25 protein-coding genes are annotated in these 22,614 nt (G+C 39.3%); 2 read left to right on the forward strand and 23 right to left on the reverse strand.

What is annotated here, in order from left to right; translation table 11 throughout:
- Positions 1 to 17: 17 nt before the first annotated feature.
- From IEW05_RS25605 to IEW05_RS09715, 4 genes are all read right to left on the reverse strand, one after another.
- The gene (locus IEW05_RS25605; protein WP_194434111.1) at positions 18 to 176 is read right to left on the reverse strand and encodes a hypothetical protein; all 159 of its coding nucleotides are present in this window, start codon (positions 174 to 176) and stop codon (positions 18 to 20) included.
- Between the two features lie 183 nt (positions 177 to 359).
- A complete protein-coding gene (locus IEW05_RS09705) occupies positions 360 to 512 on the reverse strand; it encodes a stalk domain-containing protein (RefSeq protein WP_188538142.1) in 153 nt (50 codons plus the stop codon).
- 111 nt (positions 513 to 623) lie between these two features.
- The gene (locus IEW05_RS09710; RefSeq protein ID WP_229753322.1) at positions 624 to 2,534 is read right to left on the reverse strand and encodes a GmrSD restriction endonuclease domain-containing protein; all 1,911 of its coding nucleotides are present in this window, start codon (positions 2,532 to 2,534) and stop codon (positions 624 to 626) included.
- Positions 2,535 to 3,444: 910 nt separating this feature from the next.
- Entirely contained in the window at positions 3,445 to 3,999 is a 555-nt protein-coding gene (locus tag IEW05_RS09715; protein ID WP_188538145.1) for a TetR/AcrR family transcriptional regulator, read from the reverse strand.
- 166 nt (positions 4,000 to 4,165) lie between these two features.
- Between IEW05_RS09715 and IEW05_RS09720 the strand changes: the two genes are divergently transcribed.
- Positions 4,166 to 5,617: a DHA2 family efflux MFS transporter permease subunit gene (locus IEW05_RS09720; RefSeq protein ID WP_188538147.1), complete on the forward strand. Its 1,452-nt coding sequence runs from the start codon at positions 4,166 to 4,168 to the stop codon at positions 5,615 to 5,617.
- 84 nt (positions 5,618 to 5,701) lie between these two features.
- Here IEW05_RS09720 and IEW05_RS09725 read toward each other — a convergent pair whose 3' ends face one another.
- From IEW05_RS09725 to IEW05_RS09755, 7 genes are all read right to left on the reverse strand, one after another.
- Entirely contained in the window at positions 5,702 to 6,373 is a 672-nt protein-coding gene (locus IEW05_RS09725; RefSeq protein ID WP_188538149.1) for an HAD hydrolase-like protein, read from the reverse strand.
- 128 nt (positions 6,374 to 6,501) lie between these two features.
- The gene (locus IEW05_RS09730; protein ID WP_188538151.1) at positions 6,502 to 7,143 is read right to left on the reverse strand and encodes a helix-turn-helix transcriptional regulator; all 642 of its coding nucleotides are present in this window, start codon (positions 7,141 to 7,143) and stop codon (positions 6,502 to 6,504) included.
- A 52-nt stretch (positions 7,144 to 7,195) separates the two neighbouring features.
- Positions 7,196 to 8,137, reverse strand: coding sequence for a bifunctional riboflavin kinase/FAD synthetase (locus IEW05_RS09735; protein ID WP_188538153.1), 942 nt, complete (start codon positions 8,135 to 8,137; stop codon positions 7,196 to 7,198).
- Between the two features lie 30 nt (positions 8,138 to 8,167).
- Entirely contained in the window at positions 8,168 to 9,082 is a 915-nt protein-coding gene (murB, locus tag IEW05_RS09740) for a UDP-N-acetylmuramate dehydrogenase (protein WP_188538155.1), read from the reverse strand.
- Positions 9,083 to 9,133: 51 nt separating this feature from the next.
- A complete protein-coding gene (locus IEW05_RS09745) occupies positions 9,134 to 9,496 on the reverse strand; it encodes a globin domain-containing protein (RefSeq protein WP_188538157.1) in 363 nt (120 codons plus the stop codon).
- Positions 9,497 to 9,649: 153 nt separating this feature from the next.
- A complete protein-coding gene (locus tag IEW05_RS09750) occupies positions 9,650 to 10,384 on the reverse strand; it encodes an MBL fold metallo-hydrolase (protein ID WP_188538159.1) in 735 nt (244 codons plus the stop codon).
- 87 nt (positions 10,385 to 10,471) lie between these two features.
- Positions 10,472 to 12,667 carry a M1 family metallopeptidase gene (locus tag IEW05_RS09755; RefSeq protein WP_188538160.1) on the reverse strand — a complete coding sequence of 732 codons (2,196 nt, stop codon included), beginning with the start codon at positions 12,665 to 12,667 and terminating at the stop codon, positions 10,472 to 10,474.
- 258 nt (positions 12,668 to 12,925) lie between these two features.
- Between IEW05_RS09755 and IEW05_RS09760 the strand changes: the two genes are divergently transcribed.
- A complete protein-coding gene (locus IEW05_RS09760) occupies positions 12,926 to 13,792 on the forward strand; it encodes a pentapeptide repeat-containing protein (protein WP_188538162.1) in 867 nt (288 codons plus the stop codon).
- 29 nt (positions 13,793 to 13,821) lie between these two features.
- On the opposite strand, the gene IEW05_RS09765 is transcribed toward IEW05_RS09760, so the two are convergent.
- From IEW05_RS09765 to IEW05_RS09825, 12 genes are all read right to left on the reverse strand, one after another.
- A complete protein-coding gene (locus IEW05_RS09765) occupies positions 13,822 to 14,127 on the reverse strand; it encodes a DUF3889 domain-containing protein (RefSeq protein ID WP_188538164.1) in 306 nt (101 codons plus the stop codon).
- Positions 14,128 to 14,292: 165 nt separating this feature from the next.
- Positions 14,293 to 14,694 carry an NUDIX hydrolase gene (locus IEW05_RS09770; protein ID WP_188538166.1) on the reverse strand — a complete coding sequence of 134 codons (402 nt, stop codon included), beginning with the start codon at positions 14,692 to 14,694 and terminating at the stop codon, positions 14,293 to 14,295.
- A gap of 26 nt (positions 14,695 to 14,720) precedes the next feature.
- The gene (locus IEW05_RS09775; RefSeq protein WP_188538168.1) at positions 14,721 to 15,203 is read right to left on the reverse strand and encodes a DMT family transporter; all 483 of its coding nucleotides are present in this window, start codon (positions 15,201 to 15,203) and stop codon (positions 14,721 to 14,723) included.
- Between the two features lie 29 nt (positions 15,204 to 15,232).
- On the reverse strand, positions 15,233 to 15,931 hold the full coding sequence (locus tag IEW05_RS09780) for a Crp/Fnr family transcriptional regulator (RefSeq protein WP_188538170.1): 699 nt from the start codon (positions 15,929 to 15,931) through the stop codon (positions 15,233 to 15,235).
- 42 nt (positions 15,932 to 15,973) lie between these two features.
- Positions 15,974 to 16,399 (reverse strand): DMT family transporter, encoded by a 426-nt coding sequence (locus tag IEW05_RS09785; RefSeq protein ID WP_188538172.1) that lies wholly within the window; start codon positions 16,397 to 16,399, stop codon positions 15,974 to 15,976.
- Between the two features lie 172 nt (positions 16,400 to 16,571).
- Positions 16,572 to 17,195 carry an HAD family hydrolase gene (locus tag IEW05_RS09790; RefSeq protein WP_188538174.1) on the reverse strand — a complete coding sequence of 208 codons (624 nt, stop codon included), beginning with the start codon at positions 17,193 to 17,195 and terminating at the stop codon, positions 16,572 to 16,574.
- Between the two features lie 72 nt (positions 17,196 to 17,267).
- The gene (locus IEW05_RS09795) at positions 17,268 to 18,218 is read right to left on the reverse strand and encodes a LacI family DNA-binding transcriptional regulator (protein WP_188538176.1); all 951 of its coding nucleotides are present in this window, start codon (positions 18,216 to 18,218) and stop codon (positions 17,268 to 17,270) included.
- Between the two features lie 182 nt (positions 18,219 to 18,400).
- A complete protein-coding gene (locus tag IEW05_RS09800) occupies positions 18,401 to 19,309 on the reverse strand; it encodes a chitosanase (RefSeq protein ID WP_229753323.1) in 909 nt (302 codons plus the stop codon).
- Positions 19,310 to 19,543: 234 nt separating this feature from the next.
- Entirely contained in the window at positions 19,544 to 20,581 is a 1,038-nt protein-coding gene (gene mnmH, locus IEW05_RS09805) for a tRNA 2-selenouridine(34) synthase MnmH (RefSeq protein ID WP_188538178.1), read from the reverse strand.
- A gap of 59 nt (positions 20,582 to 20,640) precedes the next feature.
- Positions 20,641 to 21,702 (reverse strand): selenide, water dikinase SelD, encoded by a 1,062-nt coding sequence (gene selD, locus IEW05_RS09810; protein WP_188538180.1) that lies wholly within the window; start codon positions 21,700 to 21,702, stop codon positions 20,641 to 20,643.
- A 436-nt stretch (positions 21,703 to 22,138) separates the two neighbouring features.
- Positions 22,139 to 22,258 (reverse strand): DUF2933 domain-containing protein, encoded by a 120-nt coding sequence (locus IEW05_RS09820; RefSeq protein WP_188538182.1) that lies wholly within the window; start codon positions 22,256 to 22,258, stop codon positions 22,139 to 22,141.
- A gap of 16 nt (positions 22,259 to 22,274) precedes the next feature.
- Positions 22,275 to 22,529 carry a hypothetical protein gene (locus IEW05_RS09825; protein WP_188538183.1) on the reverse strand — a complete coding sequence of 85 codons (255 nt, stop codon included), beginning with the start codon at positions 22,527 to 22,529 and terminating at the stop codon, positions 22,275 to 22,277.
- Positions 22,530 to 22,614: the final 85 nt, after the last annotated feature.

Genomic DNA, 22,614 nt, shown 5'->3' on the forward strand with positions numbered 1-22,614 from the left:
CCAGCGATCGCCCTTCGTCACAAATAGACTTTCCTCCGTGTCATATCCTGCCCGTTGAAAACTTCTCTTTTGATTTTCAAAGTGATGTCGCTCGGATAGAAATACATATGAGTAGCTGCGTCCTGAAAACGAGCCGTTGGCTTCAACCCGCCTTCTCTAATCAGCGAGTTAATCATCGTGTCCGAAAAATACGGCTTCGGGTAGGCTCTTCTTTTGAGAAACGTTAGACATCGCTTTGCTGATAGCCCCCATTCAGCAGTGCAAACCCTTCAGTATCAATGATCGGCTGTATATAGACAATGATATAAGGCGCAATGTCTTCTAGGGAGGCATTGCGCCTATTTTTGTACCAATTTACATTAATCATCCTTCGTCACGGTCGCCGTCTTGTTTTGACTGCTCCAAATAACCTTAGCCCCTAACTTCTCACCGGCGATCGAGGCGGATACTCTTCCATTCTGTAGCTTACCTACGTAGATATTACGATCTACAGCCGCCTCAAAGCAACTCATCCATTATCGTTTCCCGTTAGTTTGAGTACGAATAGAGCAGTTTGCCAACCTTAGAGCCACTGTTTTCGATCATTAGAATAAAATTGTGTAGCAAGAAGAATCATCAAGGTTCTATTTTGTGCATATGGAATGTGACTTGGTTTCACCTTCTCTTCCATCAATAAATCCACCACATCGTACGCATCTTGGGATTTTCGAAATATTATCTTCATACTTTCTTAAAATATTTTTCCCCTTAGTCGAAACATGTTTATTTTCCCTAAAATCTAGATAAGGAAATCTCAACTGAATATTCTTAAATTCTTCATTACTACAAGCTTCTAAAACAGCCTTATAATAATCTGCGACTTCATCATACGCTTTCTTTGCTTGTCTCTTCTTCCTAGCTATTTCTTGTATATGTCTTTCATTTTCTACCAAATAATCTTCAAATTCTCTCCGATTATTAACAAACTGACTTAGTAAATCCTGATTCTCGATTAATAAACTCATAAATCGCATAAAACCATAGAATGAATTAGTTTTAAATTTTTGTGTAGCTCCATAAAAGTAAACTTGCTGATTAATATTAAGTTCATCTTGAACAAAGCAAAGTAAATTGAGTGCTTTTTCTTCCAAATCTTTTATTCCCAATTTCTCACCACTATCAACAATCTTCACAAAATTATATATTCTTGATATTACGAAGTCTTCATTTAACGAACCAGCCAGTGGGAAGTTTTTTAAGTGGAAAGAAAAATAAGGTATAAAGAGCCTGTTAAAAAGTTCCAGACTTTTCTCGCTTTGATCTCTGGAAGTTTGTCCAAGTCCATGAGACAGAATTGCCCTACTTAATTTAGATGTATCTAAGCTATCATTTTCAATCAGCTCTTTTTCATCTTCTGAAATCACGACACCTTGCTCATTAATTCTTATAAATGATTCCTTAACCTTTTCATAATTCCCAGTTACCCATTGAACAGCTATTGATCTTTTGGCAATAATTTGTTTTACTTGCTTGTACTTTTCATTTTTTGAAGCTTTTATTTCGTTGTAGCTACCGATTTTATCATTAATATATTCTTCGATTGCATTATGGTTACTATCAGATAATTGATTCTCTTTTCCATAATCGGAATTAACCCATGCAATTAGAGAACTTATTCTATGTGAACCATCAATAACGTATATTTCTCCATCTGAACTCTCCCATAGTATTATTGCAGGTATTAAGCCATCATCTAAAAATGTTATTATCAATTTTTCTAAACGTTCTACTGTCCATTGATTGGTATCTCGTTGAAATACAGGTTTTCTCAATTGATCGTAGAAAAACTGACCTTTTTCTAAGTCTGTTAAATTAAATCCACTTCGTCTATCAGACTGTAAAGCTATCTGATTATTATCACTCGCTTCTATGTTTCTTCTTGGAATCAAGTGTTCTAAATTACACTTCATCGTTGATATAAACAATTTTACTTTCACCTCATTATATATTAGTTTCAAAAACTCTTGTTTAGTAAGCCTTTTCTCAAGATAAAGGATTTGAGCATCCTGAATCAACAATATATCTTTCAAATAATATTTGGTTAATTTATTAGTTAAATCAATTAATACATTTAATGCGGTTCTTTTATTACCATCTGCAAACCCATGGATATTATGATGTGAAATAAATAATTCAATAATAAATTCTAACTCAGAACTAAAATATACCTTCTTTGCATAAGAGGATTCATAGGCGCTCTTATCTACATATAATCCAGGGCGAAAGTCAGCGTGCCTAAAGTTTACTAATTGTGCATAATTTAAAAAATCATCAATTTCATCTTGATTGGTTTCCAGAACGCTATTTTGCATAATTTGATATTTATTGTCTTTCGATAATACTTCTGTAATCCTCTCTATACTTTTTACTTTATATTCTCCACCATCATAATCTTTTAAGTTTTTATAAGCCTGCCTTTCGTCAGGTGTCATAGTTCTGTTTATTACGATATTATTTATGCTTCCCACAAATTTCACTCCCATTATTGCACTCATTCAAACGAAATACGACACTTATTTTTGAGTTGCTCTCATATTGGTTTTCTTGCACAAGTCAAGAGATACTTCCACTTGTCCACGGAAATATCAAATACAAAAATTATTATTCGACAGAAACACTGGAAAAACCTGCTTAATTGAAATGATGAGCATACTCTGGAGCGGGGTAACTCACCATTTGAGACTTCTTTTTTTGATATTTCCTCAATTTAATCCTTATTCTTGAAGTTATTCGCGGAATTGTTGAACTATCCTTCCCTTTAGCTTTAAACTGGTTCAAGTAAATTTTTAGACATATATCATATTCGTGACCCAGTTCCAAGCCCCCTTCCCTACGGGGGTCTTATTTATTTTTCAGGAGGGAAAAAGATGAGGAGAATCATCAAGACACAGCAGGATATTGATGTCCTGCACCGCTTCGAAATACTTACGGTGGCAATCCTCGGTGAGATCGACCGATAAGGTGAACGGGGCTTTTTCTTTCTCCAGATACAAGTACCCCTCACCCTTCACAATCGTGATCTAGGGTTAACTTCCCTTTCTTCCAAGCGTAAGTACCGTCAGAAGCGAGATTTTCTGCCAGCATCGACACTTCTGACACTTTTATTTCCCGGCCTCGGGGAGCCTCCTCCGGTTCTCAATACCCTCTTCCTTCCATGGGATGTGACGAGGAAGTTCCACTCAAAAAACGATAGCCCTATGTACCTTTCCAGCGTTACCATAGCCCGAAACCCACACACATATATACAAATAAATGCCCTGCAAGGAATTACGAAAAAAAACTTGCCCTTATTTAGGTACGGTTCACAGCGCATGATATTAAAATATGTTGTCCGTTAGCATGAAAAAGGCAACCGATAATAACGGTTGCCTTTTCCTGTCCGATTCCCTTTTCGTATTTCAACAGTTACAAATATCTCCTCTTATACAGCGAGGTAATTTGGCCCGCCATGTATTCAGAGCTATATTGAATACCATCTTTAATCCACCACATAATAATCCCGAGTAGTGAAGATGCCATAATATCAACTGAAACTGCGTCCCTTGGGGTTTCCGTATTTCTCGCGTTTCTTCGTGCCTCTATCGTACTTTTGATTAGATTAAACAAATGATTTTTGAATCCTTTATGCTCAACCAATACAGCAAAAATCTCTCGGTATTCATAAATATAATTTAAAAATGTAACCAACTGCTCCTGCTTGATGCTACTCTTTCCATGTAATATCGGTTCAATTTTCTGCGATAGGTCGTCAAAGATTTCGTGCACGTTCTGGCGCAACAAGTCGTTAATATCCTCATAGTGCAAATAAAACGTTGCCCGATTTAGTTCTGCACGGTTAGCAATTTTTTGAACGGTCAACGAAGAAATATCGTGATTTTCGGCTAACAATGAAAAAACGGCATTCTTCAGCATCTTTTTTGAGCGAATGGCACGTGGATCAGCTTTCTTTTTTGTAGACATTTCTTCCCTCGATTATCGTTTATTTGTCACTTCATTGACGATTTAACCAAATCTGTTGATTAGTCAACAGATTCAAAGCAATTGTAAATGGGCATCTTTCTTAAATTCTGATATCATACATTTTATTGACACAATGTCTAAAAAGCAATGAGAGAGGACCTACTCCATGGGAAAAGACAATAAGAAAGTAAATAACGGGATATTATTAACCATTTTAATCTTTGGTTGTTTCTTATCCACATTGAATCAAACGCTATTAAATATCGCTTTAAGTAATTTAATGGATGTATTTCACGTAACGGCAACAACAGTACAATGGATTTCAACTGGCTTTATGCTGATCAATGGGATATTGATTCCGATTACAGCTTATCTAATGAAACGCTTTACAACACGTCAACTATTCCTAAGTGCCATGTTATTCTTGTTATTCGGTTCGATTATTTGTGCTGCAGCACCAAGCTTTAGTGTGCTATTGGCAGGTCGTATGATTCAAGCTGCCGGTGCAGGGATTATTATGCCGCTCATGATGGGTGTCGTGCTTGCCATTTTCCCAGTTGAAAAACGTGGTAGTGCTATGGGACTTCTTGGCCTGGCGATCATTTTCGCACCTGCCATTGGACCGACACTTTCGGGATTTGTCATTCAATATCACTCTTGGCGTTGGTTATTTATCGGTTTAATACCACTTGTCATCATTGTTATTTTATTGGCATTAAAATATTTAGTGAATGTATCCGAAACGTCGAAGTCGAAGCTCGACGTGGTAAGTGTGTTTTTATCAACAATTGGATTTGGCTTTATTTTATACGGCTTCAGTAGTGCAGGTAGTAAAGGTTGGGACGACTTCGTTGTGATACTTTCATTAGTGATTGGTATCGTAGTAACGGGCCTCTTCTGTATTCGACAACTGAAGTCCGATGACCCATTATTGAACCTTTCTGTCTTTAAACATAAAGTCTTTACGACAACGTCTATAATTAACGTATTGATCACGATGATGATGTACGCCGACATGATCTTATTGCCGATCTATTTACAAAAGAGTCGTGGATTCACAGCATTTGATGCCGGGCTGTTATTATTGCCGGGTGCACTCGTGAATGCGTTTATGTCACCCATTACGGGTAAATTATACGATCGTTTTGGTGCGAAGCCGCTGTTTATCATTGGTTTACTGTTCATTATCCCATCCATGTGGGCGGTAACGGATTTAACTGAATCGACTACGTATATGTATTTAATGATTCGGACGATTTTCCTGCGAATTGGATTAAGCTTCATTACAATGCCACTCAATACGGCCGGACTTAATGCGCTACCCAAACAACTCGGTATGCACGGTTCAGCAGTGAATAATACCATTCGGCAAATTGCTGGTGCGATTGGTACGGCTGTCGTGATTACGATTTACACAGCGCAGGCAACAAGTCATGCAGCGTCAGTGATGCAGAGCAATCCTTCTACAACACCTGAGCTCCTAAAAACCCTTGCTTCGATTTTGGGCGCAAGTGATGCCTATTACTTCATGATGATCTTAGCCGTTGTCGCACTTGTTATCACATTATTTATGCCTATGAAAAAGAAGACAACGATAAAAGAAAATAGCATGAATTAGTCAAGCTGGCATGAAAAAGGCAACCGAATTTATGGTTGCCTTTTTTCTATGGATATTGAATCCATAATTCCTTCGATATCATTATCACTTAGGTTCTGTATTCAGAACATTGCCAATTATAGCTCTTAATTCAAGTAGATCATCAATGACTACATCCGCTTGAGCAAGCTCATCTTCATGGGAAAAGTCGAAACGACAGCCAATCGACATCAAATCATTGTTCTTTCCAGCAAGGATATCAGATAATCTATCACCGACCATTACAGCATGTTCGATATGATATTTCTGTAGAATCACACTCACTAAATCTGTCTTACTTAGCGTTTGGATCTGCGAAATACTGAAAGTTTCAGTTACCCAAGAATCAAGTTTATAAAAACTTAAGATCGCATTCAAATACTCAACTTGTCCATTACTAGCAATAAAGATAGAAATGCCTTCTTGTTTCAAGTAATCAAAAAGCTCATAGACATGATCATATAAGGCACCATTTCCATGATTAATATTGGATATTAACCTTTCATGGAAGAAATCATTCGCCTTATGTCTCAGCTCATTTGAATGATTCGGCAACAACGTTTCCCATACTACGGGTACAGGCGCCCCCATGATCTCATGATATTTTTGAAGTGGTGCTTCGCCTGACCACTCATTAAGCGACGTCAAATAAGCAAAAGTGTCTTCGACAGACATTCCTAATATTTTATTCGTCTGAAACAGCGTTCCATCCATGTCGAAAATAATTGATAATGGCATGTTACCTTCTCCTTAATCACGTGATAGTTTCCAATACTTGTAATTCTATATGAAATTACAATTGATTCATAGGCTATTAAATGTAAAAAAATAGTGAGTCGTCTCTGAATGACTTCTCACTGTTTGTGTTATTCTCGGCTTTTTATTTGATAAGTACATCTTTGTCCGCCATCGGCGAGACACTCCGTCCTCTTAACTTCTGCTTCGCCTAGTAACGATTCAAATAATTGGATTTCACATCTACATGCTTGTTGATACTTCGTTGCAACTTGCTCTATTGGACAATGATGCTCCTGAAGCAAAAACTCGGCATCATTGAGCTTTTTCAATTCAACCATATATCCATTTTCGTTCTGGATTTCAGCAAGTCGGAGGATTCGATCAGCAAAATCTTGGTTCTGCATGTCTTCAGCATATTTCTGAGCCAGCTTATTCTTACGTCCTGCAAAGACTTTCTCGACGCCGAATTCACCAAAATGATCTTCAATTTCTCTTAATATTTCAAGCGATAATGTCTGATATTGAATTGGAAAAAAATCCTTAGCTTGCTCAGTTAACCCATAAACAGCAGTAGGTCTGCCCATAGATTGTCTGATCGTCTTGGATGTAATGTGATTATCCCGTTCTAAAGACTGAATATGACGGCTGACAGCCATAACCGTTATGCCAAGCGTTTCCGAGAGTTCCTTGATACTTAATTCACCTTTTGTTTTAAGTAGTTGTACGATATGTTCCCGTGTTGAAAGCTTACTTTGATCGATTGGCGTCATGAAGCATCACCATCCCCGTCCAACCTCAAATTTATCGTGAACCGCGCAGTGATTACATTTGCTGGAAAACACTCTTTGCTTCGGCCATATCTTTTGTCATTTGTGCAATGAGGGAATCCAGACCTGAAAACTTGATTTCTCCTCGCATGAACTTTAAAAAGGATACAGAGACGGTTGCTCCATACAAATCCCCTGAGAAATCGAGCAAATGAGCTTCGATCAAATAACCACTCCCATTTACGGTTGGACGATATCCGGCACTAATGAGAACATTCCAGTTCGTCTGCGCAAAGTTACCATCATGGATCTCCACAGATCCCATATAGACACCAGGCTTAGGAAAGACGTACGAGTCAGTCCCTCCAAGGTTAATGGTTGGAAAACCAAGTTCCCTTCCCAATTTTCTACCATGGATCACAGTTCCGGTAACAGTATAAGGACGACCTAATAAGGCCCAAGCTTCATCCATATTACCGTCCTCGACGAGAGAACGTACATCACTGCTACAGATAATGTTTCCTTCTTCCTTTAGTAAAGGAACTACCGTGACAGCCACATTGATTTGGGCACAGAGCGATACGAGCTCTTCTATACTTGATTCACTGCCTTTTCCAAAATGGAATCCCTCTCCTACGACGATCCGTTTCACATGTAATCTAGAAATATGGTCTAGTATGAATTCCCGAGCTGTAATGTTGGCATATTCTTTCGTAAATTGAACTCGATAATAGCGCTGAACTCCCAAATCCTTGAGAATTTGAAATTTTTCAGCATCGGGCGTTAGTTTTTTCTCAAATTTAGGATCTTGTCTTAAAATCCATTGCGGGTGATCAGAAAAACTATACACAGCGAGTTGATCTTCTTCTTCCATAAGCTCTCTAGCAGTATCAAAAATCAATTGATGACCTTTATGAACTCCATCAAATTTGCCAATAACTAATACAACGGGTTCAAGATCATTGGGTGGAGTTGAGGTAACTTCAATTATTTCCACGGTATTCTCACCACTTCCATATTCATTTGTCTATTCCTCTCCAATAACAATAACTTCTGTCTCTAAATCAACATCAAACTGCTGTTTTACTGTATTTTTAATGACTTCAATTAAGTCAATGTAATCCTGGGATGCCGCATGGTCCACATTCACAATGAATCCAGCATGCTTCATAGATACCTCTGCCCCGCCAATTCGTTTCCCTTGTAGGCCACAGTCTTGGATCAGTTTACCGGCAAAATATCCCGGAGGACGCTTGAAAACACTGCCACACGATGGATATTCCAAAGGTTGTTTACTTTCCCTGGCCTCTGTGAACTCATCCATTTTTTCTTTAATCGTCGCATAATTGGCTTGTTGTAGTTGAAATTCAGCTTCCAATACAATGTAGTTTTGTTCAGAAATGATACTCTTACGATATCCAAATAATAAGTCTTTATTAGATAGGGTTAGCAGTTCACCACCTGGGGTCATAACTAACGCTTTTACAAGCACATCTGAGATTTGTCCACCATAGGCTCCAGCATTCATGAATAAAGCACCACCAACTGTACCGGGGATACCACAAGCAAACTCAAGTCCAGAAAGTTCCTTATCTAGTGCCCACCTTGATACCTCTATAATAGAAGCGCCAGCTTGCGCATAAATGGTGCCATTTTCGCTGCGGATTTCATTCATTTTATTTAAATTCATCGTAATTCCACGAAGGCCACCATCTCGAACAATGAGATTAGCGCCATGTCCGAGTAGCGTTACGGGTATTTGTTCTTCTTTCGCTATTCGCAGAATTGTACTAACTTCCTCATATTGGGATGGAGTAATGAAGACATCTGCCTCCCCACCAAGTTTTGTATACGCATGATTTTTAATCGGCTCCGAGAGCTTGATATCTAGTGATGGTAATTGTTCCATTAAGTATTTATAAAGATTGGATTCAGAATTCATTGAGTTCTTTCCCTTCGATCGTTATCATCAAGTGCTTCTATACTAATTGTATTAAGAGTTAACGAAAAAGTAAGCAGAGACCTTCAAACGTTCAATGACTGCAGCCTTAAGTTCTTCGGATTCAATCGTTTCATCAAGTGCTCTTCTCATACAGGATAACCACGCATCTGCATGTTCCGGTTTGATCGTAAATGGCATATGACGAGCCCTCATTCGTGGATGTCCGAACTCCGCTGTGTACAAATCGGGACCACCAAAAAACTGGCTTAAAAACATCTCCTGTTTGTCCATAATCGTAGCGATATCATTCGTAAATAGTGGAGCTAATAAGGGATCTTTCTTTACCTTAGGATAAAAGGCTTCAACAACTTTTCGTATGCCCGGCTGTCCACCAAGCTCATCATATAATATCATGAGTACCCCCTATTAGTTCGTTTATATGTAGACATTATATACACTAATGTTTAAAAAGTATATAATATAAAACTTTGTCCAGACAATAACAAAAAGAGCCGACTAAACGGCTCTCAATTCATACGTTCGATTGAATGAAGATGAAGTAATTCTCTATGTTGTATATTCTTGAACAAGCTGCTGAAGTGCTTGTCTTACATCGCCTTGAAATAAGCCGCCATGATAGCATATGATCTGCTCTATATCATAGTCGAGCAGTCGCCTAACGGAGCGGATCGCTTCATCTAAATCATCTGCAAATTGCGGATTAGCGATACCGAGCTTCCCTTGCTCGATCACGACTACATCTCCTGCGATTAATGTTTTGCTCGAAGGCAGATACAACGAAATATGACCGGGAACATGTCCAGGGGTGTGGATAATTTCGATGCCACCACACCAAGGTAGTATTTCACCATTCTTAACCGCCTGGTCAACCCGAACGGTTTCGACTGCCTTTAAAGTGTCCATAAACTGTTGTACATAAGATTTTGCCTCTTCAGGAAGTTCATTAAACGTTGACTCCGCCTGCTCAAGCCGGATGACTTTTTTGTTTCCTTCGATATAAGGTACTTCCATTTCATATGCAATAATTTGAATATGCGGATACGCCCATTTTATGGCTGCAAGCGAACCGACATGATCAATATCATGATGCGTCACAATCAATTTTGTGATCGAATCTAGTGTGACGTCATATTTGTTAACTGCTTGTTCAATGAGTCCCGTAAAATTGGGATAACCGCAGTCTATGAGGATCTTATCGTACTCATCTTGAAGAAGCGTTGGCGTAATAATCTGTTGTTGTCCGTTATGTTCAAACTCGATATCGAGTAGACAATAGTTCATGTATGGATCCTCCTGATTAAATATTTATAGATTAAGCCTAATGTAGAGGTCCATTTTTGTAAATGGCTTCTCGGATTATCAATCTTTTTATTCCCCAAAAAGCTTCGCATATGGATTTTCGACCTTTTGTTCGCTGTTCAACTTACCTGTACTATTTATCACATAATATTGATAGAAATGGCTCGAAAATATCAATGATTCGGATACTTTTTCCATATATATATCTGCAGCCTGATCCCTTGGTCCGTCTCCAGTCCAGAAATAATGCAGCATGAGACGATTCTGATTATAAGGATGTTTGACGATATAAGCCCCTGACTGATTCGACTTATTCATGATTTCCCGCCATTTAAAACCTATCGAATCGGTTCGTTTGATGATGCCGGACTTCAGGGCCTGTACGAATCCATTGGTATCCTGTTTACCGATTACAATGACATTGCTATTTCCAAGCTCACTCTTAAGCTTTTCTTTTAATACTTGACGATCCGTTATAACTGTTGGTTTTATACCAGTGATCTGTAAGAATCCTTGAATCTGATTGAGTACTTGATCTTGCTGTTCTTTCGTCTTATCGGCCATCAGTCCGTCACTTAAAATGATAGTTAGTGGTTCGCCCTGTAGTGATTTATCGATAATTCGGCTCATCGTTTCACTTGGCAATTCAGGAAACTGAGTAAATACTGAATGGTACACGGATTTGAATTGTTCGAGCATATAAGCTTTCTCTTCGTCCTCTGTTAGTCTATATTCCTGCTTCAAAGTATAATTAGGCTTACGTAAAGCCTCTTCCCAACTATCCCTAATTTCTTTGCCTGCCTTGTTCTCAACAATTTGTAACAACCCATCGATCGTCGCATTCTTGTGCACATACTGTTCGAAATATGTCTGCATCAATTCATCAAACTTCTCCTCACCTAGCGTACGATATAATTCATAAATCGCTTGTCGACCCTTCTTGTAAAAAATGGCGTCAGGAGAATCTCCAACCTTATCGTTGGTCGAATCAATCGTTTGATCAAATGGTACATCGTCATATTGAATCACCTTAAATCCATTCAGCATATCTCCTTGTTTCTCATAGAAATAAACCATAGAGAAATCTGCAAACCCTTCATCAAGGAAGGATTCTCTCTCAGAATCATTTCCGATTAAAGAATGGAACCATTGATGGGCAATTTCATGGACGAATGCAGCATCGTTCGAAACATCAGGCTGACCCTGGATCAAGCCCATCTGTATGACTCGAGAAAATTCAACAGCAAGCCCCTCGACGTAAGATTCAATAATCGTAAACTCCGGATAAGGATATTCACCGTATTTTTCTTCGAAAAAGTTTATGACCTTAAATGCTTGGTCGATATATTGATCAACAATCTTCTTTTTATCTTTTTGATTATCAAAGTAATAATAATGAACGGTCAGATCATCTCGTGTAACGCTTTCTACTTTAAAATCCGGGCTTGCGAAAAAGACAAATTCTCTTGTATTATTCGCCGTGGCTGTTATTGCCTTACGGCCTGCTTCAGCATCCTTAATGGTCAATGTGCCTGGCATGGAAACTTGATAATCTGCCGGAACATTCATGGTTACTTGGTAATCGGCAGAATCATAATAATCAGTTTCAAATGAAGTGCTATAAGGCGTTTTATCCCACATATGACTAGTAGGATCATAGACCGAAAGCACTGGGAACCAATGAGCCCCATTGATAATATTTTTGTAGTAGGATAACCGCTGTGAACCAAAAGGAATTTTCACTTCAAATTCTAGGTCTAAGGTGATGGACTGCCCTGGTTGTATGGCTTGTCCCAATTCAACTGTTAGAGCCTGATTGGTATTATCGAACTTCAAGGATTTATCTGATGCCTTCACATTGCTAATGTCAATACCACCAAGGAAATCATCAGGCTTCTTATCCGCATTCTCCTTTTGGATTTGCTTATTTGAATTTCTGAACAGACTTGACTGGGTTTCCGTTGAACGGTTTGCATCTGCAAAAGTATGAAAAACAACATTGTTCAGAGTATCCTTCGAGTTATTTCGATAAGTCACAGTTTCCGTACCTTGAATCGTCATCTCCTTCTCATCGAGCTTGGCGTCTACCTGATAACGAGCAAGATTATGTACAGCTGCATTTGCTACCGTTGATGTCTCATTCTGAATTGTTGGCTGCGCTGCCAAGACGATCCCTGTTCCAGAAATTGGGATAGCGATTAATACGACTACAAGTACACCGGCTATGATTTTCTTCGACAAAATAGTATTCCAATGTTTATTCATGCTGATCCTCCTTATAATAATTCACAATTGATGACCCTAGACCTGAAGTTCTGTCTGAAGAACAGTATAAGGTCTGAATCTTACACGATTATAATTGGAACCTTACATGATCCTTAAAAGAGAATGTAAAAAGGAAACCATCGGGTTTCCTTTTATAATTAAAATTTGTTAAAATTGCTTTTATCCTATCATGAATTTGTTTTATAGTTAGTCTATAGAAATATAAGACTTGACGATATAATAAGGAGATCATGTTATATGTTTGAGAACCAAGAATTTATAGAGTCTTTACAAGATAAGAATCGTCTCACTTTACGTGCTGACTGTGAGAACTGCTTCGGATTGTGCTGTGTAGCATTGCCCTTCCAGGCTTCAGTAGACTTTGCAATCGATAAAGACGCTGGACAGCCCTGCGGTAACCTGCAAGGCAACTTCCGTTGCGGTATTCATACAAAGCTTAGGGATCAAGGTTTTCGAGGCTGTACCGTTTATGATTGCTTTGGTGCTGGGCAAAAGCTATCCCAAGTCACCTATGATGGACAAGATTGGAGGCAAGCTCCAGATTCTGCGAAGCAAATGTTTGAAGTGTTCCCGACCATGTGGCAGCTTCAAGAACTGCTCTGGTATCTGACCGAGGCGCTAACATTGCAAGCAACTGAGTCGATCCACAGTGAGCTAATCGCCGCGCTTGAAGAGACGGAGCGCCTCACGCTCCTTAGTCCCGATGCTCTTCGGGTATTGGATGTGGCAGCTCACCGAGCTGAAGTTAACGTCTGGCTTCTTCGGACAAGCGAACTGGTTCGAGAAGAAGCCCGTCGTCAGCATAAGAACATCTCAGGACGTCAGAAGTCCTACGGCCGAGGTGCCGATCTGATCGGGGCAAAACTGAAGGGCGCCGACCTTAGGGGGGCGAACTTACGAGGGGCATATCTTATTGCCGCTGATCTCAGAGGAGCAGATCTTAGGATGGCTGACCTGATCGGTGCTGATTTACGCGACACAGACCTAAGAGGTGCCGATCTCTCAAACTGTTTATTTCTCACACAATCCCAGATCAACGCGGCAAAGGGTGATGGGAATACCAAGTTTCCAAAGTCGCTCTCTCGCCCAGAACACTGGTCATGATAGCATTAAATATAGAGATACCATTTGTACTATCGATCACTTTCTACGAATCGAACGCTTTGGACCTTATCGTTAGATGGATCAAATTCAATATAGACAAATACGCCAAACTCCTTGCCCTCTTTACTTCTAAGCCATAGTTTGAATTGCTCTTCAGATTTTTGTGCGGTCAAGTCAGTACGGCCAATGTGCTTATAATCGACGATCTCAGCTTGATAACGTTTTTGAGTTTCTTTCACTGCAAGAGCACCCCATTTTACGTAATCAGGGGCGGCTCCCACGGTTACGGTTGAGGCTATGAACAGAGCTATCAAGAAAAGCATCACTTTTCTCATATCTTGCACCTACCTTGTAGAGAGTTTACTTTGATTATTCCCCATAAGTTCCGGTAGTACCCTAAAACAGGCGATTCATATAAAGAGAAAAAAGGTCAGCCACGTGGCTGACCTTTCGAATTTGCTATGGCGAGTACCTTGCAGTCAAAGAGGTTCCTAATGATATTACGAGAGTAGGCCCATCTCATGTAATTTGTCAAAAATGAGTTGGCTAGCTGGAGATAGATCGTCTCGAACACTATAGTTTAACCAAGCCAGTTCTGCGATTTCAGAAGCTGGGTTCAGTTCCCCTTCAAAATCAGCGAAATAACAAGTCATTTTTACTAAAACACCTTCCGATTTACCATGAGCCCCAGCTTCGAATGTTCCAAAATACGAGATGGATTCTGACTTGATCTGAACCGATAATTCTTCCTCTACTTCTCTCACAAGCGTCTCGCTATCCGTTTCACCAGGCTCCCTTTTGCCTCCAGGTATATAAAAAATATCCTTACCTTTGGAACGAGCGCATAATAATTGACCATTAACAATGTGAATCAATGCAATTTTATCGATTATGGCTGCCATTTTATTTCCTCCACCCTTTATTTTTTTTAGACGATAGCTTTAGATACCTTCTTCGATGAAGGTTTGGCCTTACGGGCACCACCAAATTTAAATACAATGACGCCTCCGATGATAACCAACACACCAACCAACTTGTTCAATGTAAATGGAACCTTTTCTACACCTAACCAACCTAAGGAGTCCCACAACAAAGCGCATCCGAGCTGTGCTGTTAGGGAGATAGAAATCGCATACGTAGGACCTAATAATTTAATCCCATTGACAATACAAACTACTACCCCTACTCCAATCAATCCACTGAACCAGAACCAGGGTTGCATATTGTGTAAGGCAAACATTCCTTTACCTTCAAAGATGAGGCCAAGCGTCAGTGAGGCAATAAATCCCAAACCCAGCACTAAGGTCGTTGTTGACCAAGAACCTGCATGTACATTTACTTTATTGTTGAAAATATTTTGAATGCCGACCAAAGAGCCCGCAATACACGCTAAGAACAGACCAAGAATCATAACCGTTATTCCTTTCTTGATGATCCATTTTATTTATAGATATGATGATTTGCCAAGGCACTTAACCCTTCCTTATTCTTAACAAGGATGAACTCCTTAGTACGTTCAATTAGACCTTCAGCACATAGTTTTTGGATGACCCGATTCAGATGCCGATAGCTGGTGCCAATTAAGTTCGATACATCCGTAAGACTTGATGTACTTAATTGTCCTCTAAATAAGATATTCGTCTCGTCATAGGTAACCGATAGTATATAACTAGCTAATCTCACTTCCACAGGGTGCATCAAATTGAGGCTAAAGGAATTGGATTTGATCAGAAATTTCCGAGTAATGATATCCAATAAAAAATTCAATAGCGGGGCATAGTCACTGCTGTATTGTCTCAACCACCGATAATGAACACCAATCATATAAACCGGCGATACCGCCTCAACTGTATTGATTATATCGATTCCCTGTATATATTCAATGTCTCCAATCACTTCAAGCGGCGTCTTAAATGAAACCACGAGTCTTCTGCCTTCAGCAGATTGGTTATAGATCTTTAATTTCCCCTTTACTAGTACATAAAGCTGATCTGAAGGTTCACCTTGGGAACAAATGAGTTCTCCTTGATCGAAGCTGTACAACGCCAAATGTGGAATTATTGGTTCATTAAAAGTGGGCTCAAGTTGATGCGATTGTAAATAAGAATGTAGCAACTTACGATCATGAATTTCCTTCATTGCTTGGTTCCGCCTCCTACCTAATTCACCTTCATTTGTGCCTCAAAATTTTAAAATCACTACACCAGCGATCATCATCGCAATCCCAATGAATTGCGGTAGCCGCATATTTTGCTTCACGAGGCCAAACCAACCTTTACTATCTATTAAAAATGTTATACATAGCTGGGAAATCATTACAAGGGAAACGGTTAAAGTAACGCCGACATGTTGAATGGATGTAACATTAGAGAAAATAATGACCGCCGCAAAAGCGCCTCCAGCCAGATACAAGGGTTTCACTTGTTTAAATCCTTGCCAATTTTTCTCTCTCACGAACATCAAGATTAGAAATGCCGCTACAAATCCGGTGAACTGGGTAAGTGCCGCTGCTTGCCAAGTACCGATATTTTGACTAATTCTGGCATTCGCAACACCTTGTAACGTAATAAAGGCTCCACCTAAAAACGCTAATATGATTCCTCTCATGACTTTTCTCTCCTCAAATTAACTGTGTCTTAATTAAATGATAAATCCAGTCGGATGGGAAGGACATATGTCCTGAACATGGTAACATACTAATGTACATAATAAAAAGCCTGAAATCTCAGGCTTTCGTGATCAGGTTAGGATTCAATTGATTCAATTAGGTTCCTTAACCTCAAAGTAAATTAATGATTTCCATTGGGGTTTCAAATTTATATTTTGCAGGTATACACTCGTGATTCTTGCAGCCCCAAAGTGCTAACCCAAAATCAATTCCCGCGTCTCGTGCGCACTCATAATCATAAATCGTATCGCCTATATAAATAGACGATGTAGGTGTAGCTCCAGACTTCTCCATAAATTTTAATAACGGTTCAGGATTCGGCTTGTGTTTCTCCGTGTCATCCGCGCATACAATATGCGTTAAATAGCTCATTAGACCAAAGGGGACAAAGTCATTATTAAACTCCTCATAGGTCCTTGATGTTACTAGTCCTTGAGTGATCTCCCTGCTCGAAATGCTATTAAAAACATCTTGGATACCATTAAATAATTTGATCGAATGTTTAAAGTCTCTTACAAAGTAATTCCATCGAGCTTCTGCCATCGGTATGCTCATTTCATGTATACCTAATTGCCGTAGCGCAACAGTTCCAGGGATTCCTAGCACAAAATCTAACTGATCCATTTGAATGTCTCTGTCGTAATCTACTTTTAACATCTTTTGTAGTGATTTTTTTATCGATAATTCTGTATCGATCAGAGTCCCATCCACATCATAAATGAAAGTGTTATACATACCATCCATTCCTCCCATGTATTGTTTGTGTTTAGCACATGGTAATGTATGAAATGGATTTCATGTCAACACTTAGATTGATGAACGATGAATAATACGATAAGGGATTTTAACCTTATCTTTTGATTTGTTGATAATCAGCTCAAAAGCTTGTTCACCGACTTTAATTAATTGATGATCAACTGAAGAAAGACTCAATGCTATGCCAATAGGTTGATTTTCTTGTCCTATAATAGCTAAGTCATCTGGAACTTGAATATGTACGGACCTTGCATACTGATAAATCCCGCCAGCAACTTCATCTCCGTTGGCGTAAATTGCAGTTGGCCTTGAGTGTAAGTTCAGAAGCTTCTCACCAGCAAGTATCCCGTCCTCCATACTATAGCAATCCGAAATATAATGTTCGGGACGTAGCTCACCGAAGGTTTCCTTATATGCTGCAATCGTTTGTTGGGTACTAACACTTTGCATTCCTCTGGCGGCAGTAAATGCCACAGTCGTATGACCTTTAAGCTTGAGATATTGGAATACTTCAAGGTAAGAGGCGTATCGATCTATATACGCGCATCCAACCTCAGGATGTTCTGTATATTCGCATGAAACTACTTGTCCATAATTCGCATAGGGTACGATCGTCTTCCAATCGTTTGAACGCGATGTAATGATAATTCCATCAAGCCATTTGTTCTTAAGCATAGAGAGATACTCAATCTCTTTTTCTTTGTTGTATTGAGTAGGAAGTACTGTTATTGAAAATCCCTTCTCTACGGACTTATTAAGGACCCCATGCAACATTTGATCAAACGCTTGATTATTGTTGTAAGGAATAATGATCCCTATTGTCTTTGTTTCCCCCCGAATTAAGTCAATGGCATTCCGGTTAGGCGTATAATTCATATCATTAATTACTTTTAGAACCGCTGCCCTTTTTTCTTCAGATACATACTTATGATGGTTAAGTACCCTAGATACAGTCGATACAGATACACCGGATAACTTTGCGATCTCGCTAATATTAGCCATACTGACCTTCTCCTAAAGTAATATTTGATGAATGTATTATATCTTATTTCCCGAGTTAACCTGGAGTATTATAAAAAAATAGAACCCGCCACGTGGGCGAATTCTATTGTTAATGGAGATCAAATATTTAAGCGCTTTAACTTATGGTCATGACTTAACCAATTATTTTTTATTCGCAATATTTATTTCATTTCCCAACTTGTAACCTTAACAATTGCTGCATCTGCATTCTTCAGATCAGTTTCACCTTGGCTCAGTAATGTACTCCACTGCTTAACACGATTCTTCCCATTCGGTGGTTCGTTATAATCATTTGTATCAACTATTAAAGTACGTTTTGCATAGAAATTAGTCATAAATGTCTTCTCGTCCGTGCTACTTCCGGATTTCGATAAAAGTCCTTGAAGACTATTAGCATCTCCCGTAGCTCCATGATTCAAGGCCGCATCTACAAATGAACCAATGGTTAGAGCCGTTTTAAAACCTCGTTTATTAGCTTGTTCTACACTATATTTAATATAGACATTGTAGAAAGTTTTCCACATCGCTTCTCTCCAGGCTGGATCATTTTGCAATGCATTAATTTTCTTAATGAATGTACTATCACTGTCTTTAATGACTAAGATTGATCCACTCATGGAGCCATTAACACCAATTCGCTTCAGTGCGCCACTTACCGATGGATTAGTTGCTCCTTTTACACGGTCATATTCTATGAAGAGAGCAGGTCCATCCGGTCCGGTATCATTTGCACCACCTGTTGTTGCCCCAAATATTCCGATGGTAAAGCCGCGTTTATCAGGTAGTTTCTCACAATATCCGTAATACTTGGTCCAATTAAGATCATCCTGCTCCGGTTTGTTAACCAGCTTCATGATATTGTTCCACTGTTCACCATCAAGCCCTGTTTTTGATTGTAAAAATTGGAGAGTTGCCGGAGAAAAATTATCATTTGGGTTCGTTGCTGCAAAGCTCTTCGTTTGGAGTGGACTGGAAAAAAGGCTACATGAAATACTAATTATAAAGCTCAGCACAACCAATAAAGAAAACTTTAATTTCTTAGAACCTAAAATCCGTTTTGTCTCGAACAATTGAATCACTCCTCCTCAAAATAAAAGCGCTTTAACTTTTTGACCTGCAGGTTACCTCCTCATTTAGAGATATTCTACACGAATACAAAAATTCCTTTTTATTTATATATGACATAAAAATTATTTTTTGTTCCATATTTTAGGATCAACAATTCCTAAGAACATAAAGAAACTCCTAACAGAAAAGAAGCTTTCTCTGATAGGAGTTATATGATACTCATAACACTCTGATAATTAAGTATACTGACTGGACAGATAATTGATTACGGCCGCTTCGGCTTCGTCCAAATTGTTTACCGTAAACGTCACTTTCTCTGCTTCCTCATATTGTTGGGAAGAAAAGTCGTATCTTGGATCGTAATAATACTGCAATATCATTTCAATTGCTTCCGCGAACAAATCCGCATGCAGACACCGCTCAATTTCTGCTGCAATTGGAACATGTATCCGAGATTTGATTAACTGAAACGCAGTAATATACTGCTCCTTATATAGTTCTGGTTGGTAGTCTTCTATGATTTGTTGCACCCTTGATTGAAGTGGCATATCAATCCAAATCTGTGTGCCCACTGCTTTCTTGTGAACCATGAAAGGTGGTATAACAACCTTACCAATCCGTGCGCTCTCTGCTTCAAATAAAACATAAGGAGAATGCTCTAATTTGATAAGATCCTCCAGTAGAAGACTATCAAAGGTTTTCTGGTTATTCGCTTTAAGTCCGATCTGTCCGAAGATAGATCCCCGGTGTCCTGCTAATCCTTCTAAATCTAATACGGGATGACCTTGACCCTTCAAACGATGTAGTAGGTTTGTTTTACCTGTACCTGTATTTCCATGAATCACATAAGGCTTTGGATTAAAGTTGAAGGAATCCAGCGTGTCTAATACCCATTTACGGTAGGCTTTATATCCTCCAGCCAATCGATAAGCATGAATATCCATTAATGAGAGTACCGTTGCCGCAGTTCGGCTTCGCATGCCACCACGCCAACAGAACACAACCTTCTCTCCAGGAATGCCTGCAAACTCTGTAATAAAGGCAGGTAGTTTCGCTGAGAAAATTTCCAAACCGCGGTCTTTCGCAGCTTGGACACTTGTCTGCTTATACAACGTACCAACTTCAGCCCGTTCTTGATCATCAAATACAGGTATATTCAGACTGTACGGGAGTGTTGAGTCCTTATATTCAGAAGGAGACCGCACATCAACAATCGTCAGGTCCTTCCTATCTTTTAGCTTTCTTAACTCATCAATCGTAATATCCTGAAACAAAGCGCTCTCTCCTCTAGTTACTAACTGCGACGAATAAAGTCGACTGACGCAGATTCGATTTATACTTGGTCCGCGATTACTGTGATCTGTCCAGGATGATCCTCCGTTACTTCACCGATCATAGCTGCTTCTACTCCGCCTTCCTTTAGTTCAGCAAGCAGTTGCTCACTTTGCTCTGCGGCAACAGAGATTAACAATCCGCCTGAAGTTACGGCATCACACAGTATGTAACGATTAATTTGATCCATCTCTTCAGGGAAAAGGATGCTTCCTTCTAAATGTGCAAAGTTGTTCTTGGTACCTCCAGGTATAAACCCAGCTTCAGCCAGCTCTCTTACTCTCGGAAGTAAAGGTACTGCACCTTGATGGATTAGAAGTCCAAGTCCGCTTCCTTTGGCCATTTCCGAAGCATGTCCAAGTAATCCAAAGCCGGTTACGTCAGTACATGCATGAACATCATATGGTTCCATGATTTCGGCAGCCGATTTATTCAGCTTAGACATTACATTTATTAGTCTTGTTGTTTCTTCGGGTGATAACTGGTCTTTCTTTATCGAAGTAGTTAAGATACCGACTCCGATCGGTTTGGTCAAAATCAGTTTGTCCCCCGCGCGAGCGGCTGCATTTGTTCTAATTTTGTCCGGATGTATTAGTCCTGTAACGGATAAGCCAAATTTCGGCTCTTTATCATCAATAGAATGACCGCCTACTAGCGTAGCGCCTGCTTCCTGTACTTTATCGGCCGCACCACGCAGAATATCCGCGAGAATACTTTTGTCGAGAACTGAAATTGGAAAGGCTACAATATTAAGCACCGTCAGAGGTTTGCCCCCCATTGCATATATATCACTTAATGCATTAGCAGCAGCAATTTGACCAAATGAGTACGGGTCATCAACAATCGGTGTGAAAAAATCTAGAGTTTGTACTAGGGCTAGTTCATCATTTAAGCGGTACACTCCCGCATCGTCACTAGTATCCGTTCCGACTAATAGATCAGGATTAGGGACTGCTGGTGGTAGACTACGCAGCACTTGCATAAGATCAGCAGGACCAATTTTACAGCCGCAACCCCCTTTAGATGATAATGAAGTCAGCTTTACTGTTCCATCTTGTGACATGTTTGACTCAGCTCCTATGGATTTATGAACTTGTGAACTACTTCTTTAATTTTACACGATGTATTTATCATTGTACAAAAATAAAAGACACATTAACTCAGCGAGTTCAGTGTCTTTTATTTATTGCTCACTATATTTAAGAGGTGCGAATTCCTCTGCGACCCCATACTTCTACTGTTTCGTCTTTTTCATGATGAACGGCATCAGAATCAAGTGGGATAATGGACAAATCAATAGGATTAGATAAGGCATAACATTTGCCTTTGCTCCTGTAACAACATTTACGAGAAGTATGATCGCAAACAATATGATAGGTAATACGCAACATATGAACATCATGTAGTTACTTTTTTTTGATCGCAATGGAGAAAGCTCATTTCTTTCCCCATGGTCCTTATCATCATGCCTATGATCTCCACAACAATTCATCTACCATCTACTCCTTTTGCGATGTTTGATTTTCTTGAGTACCTTTATGGCGTTGACCTCGCATTCCAAACATCATGAGTATCATCATTAACGGACATATTAACGCCATTAACCAGGACCAATTCATAGGTTGACCTCCTTAATTACATCATGCCTCGCGAATGCATCATGTTCTGTGCATTAGAATTCTGTTTCTTAACATCCGTGTTGTTATGACAGTTGTTATACATATCGTTTAACTGCTTCTCATTCAAATCCGGATGAACTTGTTGCATATGTGGAAGCATGTCCTCATAATTATTATAGTTCCCTTCATTGTTACCTGCTGCAATTACAGCTGTTCCGATACTCATTGTCAACGCAATAACACTCAAACTTACGATTAATTTCTTCTTCATTTGTATCTCCTCCTTATGTCTTTCTATCTTAACTTATAAATTTGTGGAAATTGTGTAGTTCACTTTACTTAAATTCTTTGTATTA

Source organism: Paenibacillus segetis, from assembly GCF_014639155.1.
GTDB lineage: Bacteria > Bacillota > Bacilli > Paenibacillales > Paenibacillaceae > Fontibacillus > Fontibacillus segetis.

Excerpts from the sequence above, each read along its gene's own strand:
- IEW05_RS25605 (WP_194434111.1), bottom strand. The coding sequence starts at position 176 with ATGATTAACTCGCTGATTAGAGAAGGCGGGTTGAAGCCAACGGCTCGT.
- IEW05_RS09705 (WP_188538142.1), bottom strand. The coding sequence starts at position 512 with ATGAGTTGCTTTGAGGCGGCTGTAGATCGTAATATCTACGTAGGTAAG.
- IEW05_RS09710 (WP_229753322.1), bottom strand. The coding sequence starts at position 2,534 with ATGAGTGCAATAATGGGAGTGAAATTTGTGGGAAGCATAAATAATATC.
- IEW05_RS09715 (WP_188538145.1), bottom strand. The coding sequence starts at position 3,999 with ATGTCTACAAAAAAGAAAGCTGATCCACGTGCCATTCGCTCAAAAAAG.
- IEW05_RS09720 (WP_188538147.1), top strand. The coding sequence starts at position 4,166 with ATGGGAAAAGACAATAAGAAAGTAAATAACGGGATATTATTAACCATT.
- IEW05_RS09725 (WP_188538149.1), bottom strand. The coding sequence starts at position 6,373 with ATGCCATTATCAATTATTTTCGACATGGATGGAACGCTGTTTCAGACG.
- IEW05_RS09730 (WP_188538151.1), bottom strand. The coding sequence starts at position 7,143 with ATGACGCCAATCGATCAAAGTAAGCTTTCAACACGGGAACATATCGTA.
- murB (WP_188538155.1), bottom strand. The coding sequence starts at position 9,082 with ATGAATTCTGAATCCAATCTTTATAAATACTTAATGGAACAATTACCA.
- IEW05_RS09745 (WP_188538157.1), bottom strand. The coding sequence starts at position 9,496 with ATGATATTATATGATGAGCTTGGTGGACAGCCGGGCATACGAAAAGTT.
- IEW05_RS09750 (WP_188538159.1), bottom strand. The coding sequence starts at position 10,384 with ATGAACTATTGTCTACTCGATATCGAGTTTGAACATAACGGACAACAA.
- IEW05_RS09755 (WP_188538160.1), bottom strand. The coding sequence starts at position 12,667 with ATGAATAAACATTGGAATACTATTTTGTCGAAGAAAATCATAGCCGGT.
- IEW05_RS09760 (WP_188538162.1), top strand. The coding sequence starts at position 12,926 with ATGTTTGAGAACCAAGAATTTATAGAGTCTTTACAAGATAAGAATCGT.
- IEW05_RS09765 (WP_188538164.1), bottom strand. The coding sequence starts at position 14,127 with ATGAGAAAAGTGATGCTTTTCTTGATAGCTCTGTTCATAGCCTCAACC.
- IEW05_RS09770 (WP_188538166.1), bottom strand. The coding sequence starts at position 14,694 with ATGGCAGCCATAATCGATAAAATTGCATTGATTCACATTGTTAATGGT.
- IEW05_RS09775 (WP_188538168.1), bottom strand. The coding sequence starts at position 15,203 with ATGATTCTTGGTCTGTTCTTAGCGTGTATTGCGGGCTCTTTGGTCGGC.
- IEW05_RS09780 (WP_188538170.1), bottom strand. The coding sequence starts at position 15,931 with ATGAAGGAAATTCATGATCGTAAGTTGCTACATTCTTATTTACAATCG.
- IEW05_RS09785 (WP_188538172.1), bottom strand. The coding sequence starts at position 16,399 with ATGAGAGGAATCATATTAGCGTTTTTAGGTGGAGCCTTTATTACGTTA.
- IEW05_RS09790 (WP_188538174.1), bottom strand. The coding sequence starts at position 17,195 with ATGTATAACACTTTCATTTATGATGTGGATGGGACTCTGATCGATACA.
- IEW05_RS09795 (WP_188538176.1), bottom strand. The coding sequence starts at position 18,218 with ATGGCTAATATTAGCGAGATCGCAAAGTTATCCGGTGTATCTGTATCG.
- selD (WP_188538180.1), bottom strand. The coding sequence starts at position 21,702 with ATGTCACAAGATGGAACAGTAAAGCTGACTTCATTATCATCTAAAGGG.
- IEW05_RS09820 (WP_188538182.1), bottom strand. The coding sequence starts at position 22,258 with ATGAATTGGTCCTGGTTAATGGCGTTAATATGTCCGTTAATGATGATA.
- IEW05_RS09825 (WP_188538183.1), bottom strand. The coding sequence starts at position 22,529 with ATGAAGAAGAAATTAATCGTAAGTTTGAGTGTTATTGCGTTGACAATG.